This window comes from Paenibacillus zanthoxyli JH29, from assembly GCF_000520715.1.
Classification (GTDB): Bacteria; Bacillota; Bacilli; order Paenibacillales; family Paenibacillaceae; genus Paenibacillus_AQ; species Paenibacillus_AQ zanthoxyli.
The window spans coordinates 1-9,535 of record NZ_ASSD01000491.1; the positions used below are offsets into that span (position 1 = coordinate 1).

Below are 9,535 nucleotides of genomic sequence, written 5' to 3' on the forward strand. Positions count from 1 at the left end.
CCCCCTCTTTCAGCAGTGAGCCTGCGTACTGAAAGAGCGTCGCAACTAGTTCATGCACATAGGGCAGCTTCGATTGGGCCAGCGGCGTATGCACGACATTCAGAAGCACCCATGATAGAGCCTCCCAGACAATCAGCAGCCCTGCCACCCAGACAAGCAGAGGCAGGAACCGCCCTTTGGCCAGCATGCTGTTTCCTTTCATAAATTACACTCCCTCGAAGCTGTCGCGAATGCCTGCGATCAGATCAAAAAATTCCGGACTGTTTCTCATCTCAGCCGTCCGTGGACGCGGCAGAGGAATATCAACCACCGCCGACAGGCGCCCCGGATGCGGGGACAGCACGAAGACCCGGTCAGACAGGAAGATCGATTCGGGAATGCTATGAGTAACGAATACAACCGTATTTCCCACCTTGCTCCATACCGATAACAGCTCTTCGTTCAGACGCTCGCGTGTGAATTCATCGAGGGCTGAGAACGGCTCATCCATCAGCAGGATTTCCGGTTCCATCGACAGCGCCCGGGCAATGGCCACCCGCTGCTGCATCCCTCCGCTTAGCTGCCAAGGGTATTTGTCGGCGAAGCCCTTCAGGCCGACAAGCTCCAGCAGCTCCAGCGCCTTCTCGTCGCGGCGGGCTTTCTTGACGCCCATCAGCTCCAGCGGCAGCGTGATATTGTCCTTCACCTTGCGCCAGTCGTACAGCACGGGGCTTTGAAAGACGATGCCGTATTTCTGGGCTAGCCGCGCCTCCTTGGCGCTCTTGCCGGCTACCGTCACCTTACCTCCCGTCGGCTCGATCAAATCGGCCATTAGCCGAAGCAGCGTCGTCTTGCCGCAGCCGGACGGGCCAAGCAGCGAGACGAATTCTCCCTTGGCGATATCCAGGCTCACCTGATGCAGCGCCAGAACTTCCGCCGTATCTGTCTGATAGCGCATCTCCACATTTTCCAATTCAATTTCAGGAACCTTTGCCGCAATAAGTGACATCGATATTCCCCCCATCCCCGAATTATTTGTATAAATGGCATGTAAGTTAACACTATATTAATATTTACGGAAAAATTACATCGTCCATGTAGCTTTAACTAACATGTTACACTGTGCTCTTGCCCCTCACACTAGACAAAAAGTAAAATAGCTTTAGGGAATTTCCGTCATTTTGTCCAGCACGTCAGTTTGAGTGACACAATTTCACTTTTTCGAGGCTGACCCAGCCCGCAGCCGGGCTTTAGCCCCTTTTTTTGTTTTTCACCCGCAGTTTTCAGTTTATATAGAAGGTATCCGGGTACTATCCGCTTTCATTAATGTCAAGAATAGGAGGAGATCGCCTGTGATCAAGGTCGGTTTGACGGGATTTGGCGACCATGATGAACTATATGGAAAGATTAAGCCCGCAGACCGTTTGTCCGCATACAGCGCGCATTTTTCCATCGTGGAGATCGACAGCTCCTTCTACGCCGTGCAGCCAGTTAAAAATTACGTCAACTGGGTAAGCCAGACCCCCGATGATTTCGGTTTTATTGTCAAAGCCTATCAGGGCATGACCGGGCATCTGCGGGGCAAAAAGAATTACTTCGATACCGCCGAAGACATGTTTCAGGCGTTTCATACCTCCATTAAACCCGTTATAGAGGCGGGCAAACTGACGATGACCCTCTTCCAGTTCCCGCCATGGTTTAATTGCACGAAAGAAAACGTGGATGTGCTGCGGGAGACGAAAGAAAGGATGCTGGATGTGCCCTGTGCGCTCGAATTCCGCAACTCCACCTGGTACAGCCCGGAATACCGGGAACGGACGCTGGCTTTTATGAAAAAAGAAGGCTGGATTCACACGGTGGTCGACGAGCCTCAGGCCGGAATCGGCTCCATTCCGATCGTGTCCGTAGCAACTTCGCCGGAAGCGACCTATGTGCGGATGCATGGGCGAAACGCCAAAGGCTGGCATCAAAGCAGCCATCCCGAATGGCGCAAGCTGCGCTATTTGTACCGCTACAGCACGGAAGAGCTGACCGAATGGCTGGGCCGGCTGAAAGAATTAGAGAAGGACTCGAAGAACGTGTATGTCGTCTTCAACAACAATTCGGCGGGCGATGCCACGCCTAACGCCAAAGAGCTTCTGGCTCTGCTTGGCGGAGATGACAGCGGACTGGCGCCGCTGCAGCTTGACCTATTTGACCATCCGTCATGATTTGCATATATTAACTACGTCTATGCCGGATCAAACATTCAGGAGGCCGATCATGATGAAACGCAATCATACGATGATGCAGTTTTTTGAATGGCATGTGGCTGCCGACGGCCAGCACTGGAAGCGACTGGCAAGGCTGGCGCCGGAGCTGAAAGCGGCGGGAATCGACTCCGTCTGGATTCCTCCGGTGACGAAGGGCCAATCCGCCGAGGACACCGGATACGGAATATACGATCTGTACGACCTTGGGGAATTTGATCAAAAAGGCACCGTCCGGACGAAGTACGGCACGAAGCAGGAGCTGATCGACGCGATTGCGGAATGTATGCGGCATGGCATTGCGGTCTATGTGGATGTGGTCATGAACCACAAGGCCGGCGCGGATGAAACGGAGGCGTTCAAGGTCGTTGAGGTTGATCCGGCCAACCGCCTGAAGGTCATATCGGGGCCGTTCGAAATCGAAGGCTGGACGAAGTTCACGTTCCCGGGACGCGGCGACGAGTATTCCTCGTTCAAGTGGAATTTCGAGCATTTTAATGGTACGGACTATGATGCAAGGAAAGGACGGACCGGCATCTTCAAGATTATCGGCGAGAACAAGGATTGGAACCGCAATGTGGATGATGAGTTCGGAAATTACGATTACCTGATGTTCGCCAATATTGATTACTGCCACCCTGTCGTCCGCTCCGAAATGCTGGAATGGGGAAAATGGCTCGTCGATACGCTTCAGTGCGGCGGTTACCGTCTGGATGCGATCAAGCATATCAACTATGATTTCATCAGGGAATTTGCGGCGGAAATGACCCGCAAGCGCGGAGAGGACTTCTATATTGTCGGCGAATTCTGGAACCCGGATGTGGAGGCCTGCCGCCAGTTTCTGGATACGGTCGATTATCAGATCGACCTGTTCGATGTGGCGCTCCACTACAAATTCCAGGCTGCTTCGCTGGGCGGCAGGAACTTTGACCTGACGACTATTTTTCATGACACGCTGGTGCAGACGCATCCCACCAACGCCGTCACTTTTGTCGACAACCATGATTCCCAGCCCCATGAATCGCTGGAGTCCTGGGTCGGCGACTGGTTCAAGCCAAGCGCGTATGCGCTGATTCTGCTCAGGCTGGATGGCTATCCGGTCGTATTCTACGGCGACTATTACGGCATCGGCGGTCCGTCGCCAATTGACGGCAAGCATGAAGCGATCGACCGGCTGCTGTCCGCCCGCTACCACAAAGCCTACGGGGAGCAGAACGATTACTTCGACCATCCGAATACCATCGGGTGGGTACGCCGGGGTGTGGATGAGATTCCAGGCTCGGGCTGCGCGGTCGTCGTATCGGGCGGAGACGACGGCGAGAAGCGCATGTTCGTCGGAACGAAGCGCGCCGGGGAGTCCTGGACCGACCTGACGCTGAACCGGGACGACACGGTAGTGATCGGGAGGGACGGATGGGCCGTCTTTCCGGTAAATGGCGGCAGTGTGTCCGTATGGGCGCTGCCGGTGGAGCAGCCGGACGAGGACGAAAGCGCCTTAGAACATACCCTTGAGACGGATACGGAGGAAGAAGCGGCAGCCGGGGAGAATTAAGCGAAAAAAAGCAGTAGCGGGCGGTGCGGAGTCTCCTATCGAAGAATCACTTTTTACGCCAAACGGGTTCATAGACCTACTTAGGTGCAGGAAACTGGTGAATCCACTTAATCATCCGGGTCGACAACCATTGGCACATAACGGCAAGGATAATAATTTTCCAATCGATCACATAGGCGGCGAAGGTGAATATGATTCCATTCATCCAGAACAACGAGGTGCCGGGGTTGATTCTCTTATATTTGTAAATCGCCAAGGCAATATATCCGATTCCTCCATTGGATACCCTCTGCCTGATGAGGATGGCGACGCCAGTTCCGAGAATAACCGAGCCAAATAGAAGATCAATCCATACGTTACCGAACGGGGGTTCTATGAACACCTCGAAGAAATTAACGGATACGGAAGTTACCGTTATAACAAATATGGTCCCGAAGGCACTGACACTGCCAAGGTAAGAGACCGTAATGACGAGGAAAATTATATTTGCTGACCACAGCCCGAGGCTCATTGGAATCCCGAACGCATGGTTCAGAACAACCGCGATCCCCGCTCCTCCCCCAGAGGGAATGGCGTGAGGAAACAAGAATACAGCCATGGCAAAAGCTTGAATGATAGAGCCGGCGGTAATGAAGAAGAGTTTCTGAGAAATATGGCGAAAGAAAAAAGGTTTCTTTTGGCCGGGTATGATCTGTAAGTTCACGCGGAATCATCCTTCGTAGATTAGGGTAATAAGCCAGTCCTGCTTTTTAGTGTATGCTTGTTACCCGAAGGGGATACCGGGATATCGTTAAAAAGATAATGCCGGCATTCTGGAGTACAGCCTTGTCAGAATGCCGGCATACGAAGAGCCGGAAACATCTTGTTAACGTAATATGTATAGGCTGACTCTGGAAATATCCCTAGACAGCCCTTTAGTGTTTACCATTCTCTTGTTGGTTTGGTGTAAGTGATTTTAAATCACGTAACAATATTCATCAGTATGTTTCTCCCTCACCCCAAATTCAAACGTATCTTGACGAAGTCCCCGGCGCATCGTTTCAAGGGAAAAAACTTCGGTGGGCTGGATATTTCCCAAATGCACGTTAGATCCAAATTTGCGCAGAAGCATCGCTTGCTGCTGCTTAAGGGGTGCCTCCCATATCAGCTTTTTTGCATCCGACACGATTTCGATGATGTTATTTATCATTTCTTCCTGGCACTCGCCATGCTTGTCGAAAATACCGATACCTAGTCCTGACTCGCGAGCTTCAACCGTTATAAACTCGGCGCCTGCGTCCAAATCCGATTCCATCGTATACGCGAGCATTTCGGCGTCGATGAGGGAACCGGACTGTTTTTTGCCATACTCCGTAAAGACCCGAAGTCCGTGTTGTTTACCTTCCCGGATCAGTTCCGTTCGTTTTTTTCGGGACATCTCGATCGTGCCGTCGGATACTTCTATCGCATTAAATCCAAGACGGCATACGGTATTAAAAAATGCGGGGATGACATCTTGTTGCACGGCCGTCTCAAGCAAGGTCCCGCCGGGCATGACCGTGATTCCATGTTTTTTGGCTAGATTGATCTTATATAGCAGTATTTCCGTTTTATAAAGTGGAGCCGTTCCAAACCCGAATTTGACGCAATCGATGTAATCCGAGGCTGTTTCGATCATATCCGAAAACACGTTTCTGCCAAGGCCTTTATCAATGACCATTGTCATCCCGCGTTCCATGACCCCGAGGGTGTCGCAGTCTTTTTTACCGCGTTCGGGATTTTCGCGCAGCCCGCTCGGATCACATATCTCCATGGGCCAAACTGTTCGCAGGGAACTGTTCATTTTAGGATCTCCTCAATTCTTTTTGATTTAGTCGTTTATCCAATGACATTGGTATCATATGCGCATTCCCAGTGACAGGTGCCCATATTTTACCACTGGGGATTTTTCCGGTCATCCGATCTGACGGGGAGGCTTAATCAAAAAGAACACCAAACCTAAAGTAACCAAAGATAGAGAAGACACCGTGATAAACACAAGATGATCCGATTTATCCATCATCAACCCGAATAAGGGAGGACCCGCTGCAACCCCCAAAAATCGCAAGCCATTATAAAGGGACGTAATCATTCCGCGCTCACTTTTCTCAACAGCGCCGGTGATGATTGTATTTAAGCAGGGAAGAAGCATTCCGGTTCCGATGCAGCTGACTGTCAGCAATCCGATAAATACGTAAATGTTCTTAAAAAAGAAGAGGGTAGCCGCCAGAGAAACGGTCATGGCAATCAACCCGATATTCATCAGCCAACGCATCAGCAGGCCATTTTTCTTGATCAAGCTCCCGGTCGTATAGGAAGTGATAACCATCCCCAGCAGTGGAATAGCCAAAATCAGGCCCTTCACGACCCCGTCGACATGGTAAGGCTTGTCTTCAAGAATGTTGGATAAATAAAATAGCACGCCAAACAAGATGAATAGCCCCAGAGAACCGGCAAAAAAAGCAGTGATGAGCCAGCGGCCTTTTTCTTTGAAGATTCCCTTGATTTTTCCAAGATATTTCTTTAGTTCTTGCCTTGAATTATGTTTCGATTCTTTGATCATAAAAATGACGGCCAACAACGATAAAGCGCAGAACACGGGAAACGCGAAAAAGGAAGCATACCATACGATCAGCATAAGCAGGGAGCCGATAATCGGGCTGAGTACCTTGCCTGCGCCATTGGAGGCTTCGATTAGGCCCAGCGCCTTGCTTTCTGTCCCGCCATCGTATAAATCGCCGACGAGCGCCATGGCAATCGGTGCTGTTCCGGCGGCCGCAAGCCCCTGAATCGCCCTCGCGGAGATAATCACCCCAAAAGAGTCCCAAATGGCGCCGAATCCTGCCAGGATACCGGCACCTCCATATATAATCAAGGCCGGTATAATAATAATTTTGCGTCCAAATCGATCCGACAAATAACCGATAACCGGAATAAACAAGCCTGCTGCCAAGGAGAAAATCGAGATAATCAAGCTGCTTTGGAATTTGCTTATACCAAGTTCCCTTTGCATTTCAGGAAGCACCGGGACCAGCATGGAGTTGCCGAAAACGAGCACGATCGGGATCGTCGCTAGTGCGATAAATTCCCGTACTTGACCCTTTGAGCTGCTAGAAGATTTTGATTTTTCGGCAGATTCGCTGTCTTTTGTCTCCGCGGAGCCGGTCGGCAGGTCGATATCGCTATTGAAGCTGATATTCAGTTTTCGTTTTTTGGTCTTTTCCATGATATCGCTCCTCGGACTTGAAATTCGTTTAAAATAGGCAATTTGCTTTATGTGTCCATGCTTCCTAATTATCACCACATCCTGATTATATATTCCATAATTGTGACCGAATCCTTAGAGGATTTAAAAATGAACACTCCTTTTATTTAGGCAAATATACTGTTACTAAAATAACCCAATTATGCTGGGTGAAAGGGGATACTACATGCCGATACAGATTATTCAAGGGCACAATCATACACTGGAAGCTTCACAAATCAATGTTGTAATTGATGTTATAAGGGCTTTTACCGTAGCGCACTATGCTTTTATTAATGGGGTTCAGGGTATAATTCTGGCAGGTACTCTAGACGACGCCTTACGTCTAAAAAAGTTTTATCCTGACTTTTTATTAGCGGGAGAGATAGAGGGTCTACCGATTCCGGGGTTTGAATTGGATAATTCGCCTGTACGTTTGCATGACTTAGATCTTCGGGGGAAATTTCTGATCCAGAAGACAACAAATGGAGTTACAGCAACCTTAAATGCATTGAAAACCGAACACCTGTTTGTTACCGGTTTCACAAATGCAAGAACAACAGCAGAGTTTATAAAGAGGAACTTATTAAAAGAAGACAACATGACTATTAATTTAATTGCTTCGCATCCGTCAGGGGATGATGATCTGGCATGCGCTCAATATATATCGGAGATTCTCCAAAACACTAACCGTATATCGGCGGATCAAACCATTGAACGGATTCGAAAGTCAGAAGCAGCCAAGAAATTTTACGATAATGAGAAACCGGAATTTTTAAAGGAGGATATTTCGTTTTGCATTATGGAGATGCCTTCCGATTTTGTAATGAAAGTAAACTATAATGACAATAATCCGTTGATTGAAAGGTTCCAGGTGGGGTCTTTCATCACTGATCTGATAAATCTAAAGGGCAGCATAAGTAAGTAACAAGAATTGTGAGAATCACTAACGTGATTAATAACCATCCAGGCATATCCATGTTCCTGAAGAAAAGACCGCGTTCAACTACGTTAAATAATTGAACATTGTTAAATTACTGCGTTATGAGTTCAGTTGTCAATACAGAAGCACCGAATCATCGCAAGGCATTGAACAACGGAAAGCCCCGATGTCCGCGAAAGATGCATGCGGACGGCGGGGCAATTGTTGATCGACTATTCTTAAACAAGGCAATGTCCGGCGAGTCTGTCCACAAGGCCGCCGCATGAATGCTGACGGAAATCCCTTGGTTGACGCCAAAAATCTCAATCTCAGCTGGTGTCCTTATGCTCCAGCCGACACTTTAGGCCAAGCCTTCTATTCGTGCGCGTTCTCGCCGACCCATTCCGGGCTTCTTCTGCCGACAATCCGCTCGATCGGATAGACTCTCCATACGGCGGTGACGACCGAAGCGCATAAAGCGGCCTTGAGGAAGTCTCCCGGCAGGAACGGCAGCATGCCCGCAGTCAGCGCCTTGGACAGCGTGTCCAAGCTGGGAATGGAGTGAGCCAGCCAGGCTACACCGGTCGGATAGACAAGCAGGGAACCGAACAGGAAGTTCACCCCGAGCAGCTTGCCGAAGGTGAATTTGCCTTGCGACATCCGCTCTGCGGACCATCCGATCAGGAAAGCCGCAAACGGCCAGGCGAAGATGTAACCGGCGGTCGGCCCGACCAGGACGGATATTCCCCCACGTCCTGCCATAACGGGAAACCCGGCGGCGCAAAGGCCGATGACGATCAGGACAGCGAGCGTTCCATATCTGGCACCCAGCACGGAACCGGCCAGCATGACAGCCAGCGTCTGCAGGGTAATCGGCACCGTTGAGAACGGAAGCGATACTTTCATCGAGCTTAACGCGATCATCACACCTGCAAAGAGCGCGCTGAAAATAAGTCCGCGCAAGGACCAACTGTTCATGAGTTGATTATTCCTCTCCATTTTTTTAAATTAATATAACATCTCACGTCAAATCCATCAATCCGTCAATCCATCAATCCGTCAATCCGTTAATCCGTTAATTTGTTATAATCGATAACGCAAGTGTGAGACACTCTCTTCGAAAGCGAGCGTAAATATGATTCATGCCAATCATTTGACCCTGTCGCTGCGGGACGGCCAGCAGAGCCTGACGGTGCTTCAGGATATTCATATACATATCAAAAAAGGGGAATGGGTCGCGCTGACGGGCGCTAACGGCAGCGGCAAATCCAGCCTTGTCCGGACCTTCAACGGCCTGCTTGTCCCATCCGGCGGCAGTCTGACGGCGGCCGGGCTGGATTTGCGGTCTGCCGCAAACCGCAGCGCCGTCAAGCAAAGCGTCCAGCTCGTCTTCCAGAGCCCGGAAGCCCAGACTATCGGCTCGACGCCGGAGGAAGACGTAGCCTTCGGCCTGGAGAACCGGGGAATTCCCCGGGAAGAGATGAAGGCGCGGACGCTGCACGCGCTGCGGCGGACAGGCCTCGGGCATAAAGCCGCCGTTCCCGTATCGGAACTGTCGGGGGGGGGGCGGG

9 protein-coding genes and 1 pseudogene are annotated in these 9,535 nt (G+C 50.4%); 4 read left to right on the plus strand and 6 right to left on the minus strand.

Annotated elements, in window-relative coordinates; all coding sequences use genetic code 11:
• Together L691_RS29395 and L691_RS0118770 are read right to left on the minus strand one after the other, a co-directional pair.
• Window positions 1-202, minus strand: a pseudogene (locus L691_RS29395) (ABC transporter permease); the annotation flags it as partial.
• Between the two features lie 3 nt (window positions 203-205).
• Complete coding sequence (locus tag L691_RS0118770) at window positions 206-988, minus strand: ABC transporter ATP-binding protein (protein WP_025691933.1); 783 nt, start codon at window positions 986-988, stop codon at window positions 206-208.
• Window positions 989-1,331: 343 nt separating this feature from the next.
• On the opposite strand from L691_RS0118770, the gene L691_RS0118775 reads away from it, so the two are divergent.
• Window positions 1,332-2,189 carry a DUF72 domain-containing protein gene (locus L691_RS0118775; protein ID WP_025691934.1) on the plus strand — a complete coding sequence of 286 codons (858 nt, stop codon included), beginning with the start codon at window positions 1,332-1,334 and terminating at the stop codon, window positions 2,187-2,189.
• 55 nt (window positions 2,190-2,244) lie between these two features.
• Window positions 2,245-3,780 carry an alpha-amylase gene (locus L691_RS0118780; RefSeq protein ID WP_025691935.1) on the plus strand — a complete coding sequence of 512 codons (1,536 nt, stop codon included), beginning with the start codon at window positions 2,245-2,247 and terminating at the stop codon, window positions 3,778-3,780.
• Window positions 3,781-3,856: 76 nt separating this feature from the next.
• Here the strand turns inward: L691_RS0118780 and L691_RS29400 are convergent, their stop codons facing one another.
• The 3 genes from L691_RS29400 to L691_RS0118795 form a co-directional block, all read right to left on the minus strand.
• Entirely contained in the window at window positions 3,857-4,483 is a 627-nt protein-coding gene (locus tag L691_RS29400; protein ID WP_084654267.1) for a YitT family protein, read from the minus strand.
• A 252-nt stretch (window positions 4,484-4,735) separates the two neighbouring features.
• A complete protein-coding gene (comA, locus tag L691_RS0118790; RefSeq protein ID WP_025691936.1) occupies window positions 4,736-5,602 on the minus strand; it encodes a phosphosulfolactate synthase in 867 nt (288 codons plus the stop codon).
• A gap of 111 nt (window positions 5,603-5,713) precedes the next feature.
• Window positions 5,714-7,024 (minus strand): MFS transporter, encoded by a 1,311-nt coding sequence (locus L691_RS0118795; protein WP_025691937.1) that lies wholly within the window; start codon window positions 7,022-7,024, stop codon window positions 5,714-5,716.
• 205 nt (window positions 7,025-7,229) lie between these two features.
• Between L691_RS0118795 and L691_RS0118800 the strand changes: the two genes are divergently transcribed.
• Window positions 7,230-7,970 (plus strand): 2-phosphosulfolactate phosphatase, encoded by a 741-nt coding sequence (locus L691_RS0118800; protein WP_025691938.1) that lies wholly within the window; start codon window positions 7,230-7,232, stop codon window positions 7,968-7,970.
• A 369-nt stretch (window positions 7,971-8,339) separates the two neighbouring features.
• Here the strand turns inward: L691_RS0118800 and L691_RS0118805 are convergent, their stop codons facing one another.
• A complete protein-coding gene (locus tag L691_RS0118805; protein ID WP_025691939.1) occupies window positions 8,340-8,942 on the minus strand; it encodes a biotin transporter BioY in 603 nt (200 codons plus the stop codon).
• 157 nt (window positions 8,943-9,099) lie between these two features.
• Between L691_RS0118805 and L691_RS0118810 the strand changes: the two genes are divergently transcribed.
• The coding region (locus tag L691_RS0118810) for an energy-coupling factor ABC transporter ATP-binding protein (RefSeq protein WP_025691940.1) at window positions 9,100-9,535 on the plus strand (436 nt) is incomplete at its 3' end.

What these genes read in the sequence shown, in the direction of transcription:
- L691_RS0118770 (WP_025691933.1), bottom strand. Translation starts at nt 988, where the DNA reads ATGTCACTTATTGCGGCAAAGGTTCCTGAAATTGAATTGGAAAATGTG.
- L691_RS0118780 (WP_025691935.1), top strand. Translation starts at nt 2,245, where the DNA reads ATGAAACGCAATCATACGATGATGCAGTTTTTTGAATGGCATGTGGCT.
- comA (WP_025691936.1), bottom strand. Translation starts at nt 5,602, where the DNA reads ATGAACAGTTCCCTGCGAACAGTTTGGCCCATGGAGATATGTGATCCG.
- L691_RS0118795 (WP_025691937.1), bottom strand. Translation starts at nt 7,024, where the DNA reads ATGGAAAAGACCAAAAAACGAAAACTGAATATCAGCTTCAATAGCGAT.
- L691_RS0118800 (WP_025691938.1), top strand. Translation starts at nt 7,230, where the DNA reads ATGCCGATACAGATTATTCAAGGGCACAATCATACACTGGAAGCTTCA.
- L691_RS0118805 (WP_025691939.1), bottom strand. Translation starts at nt 8,942, where the DNA reads ATGAACAGTTGGTCCTTGCGCGGACTTATTTTCAGCGCGCTCTTTGCA.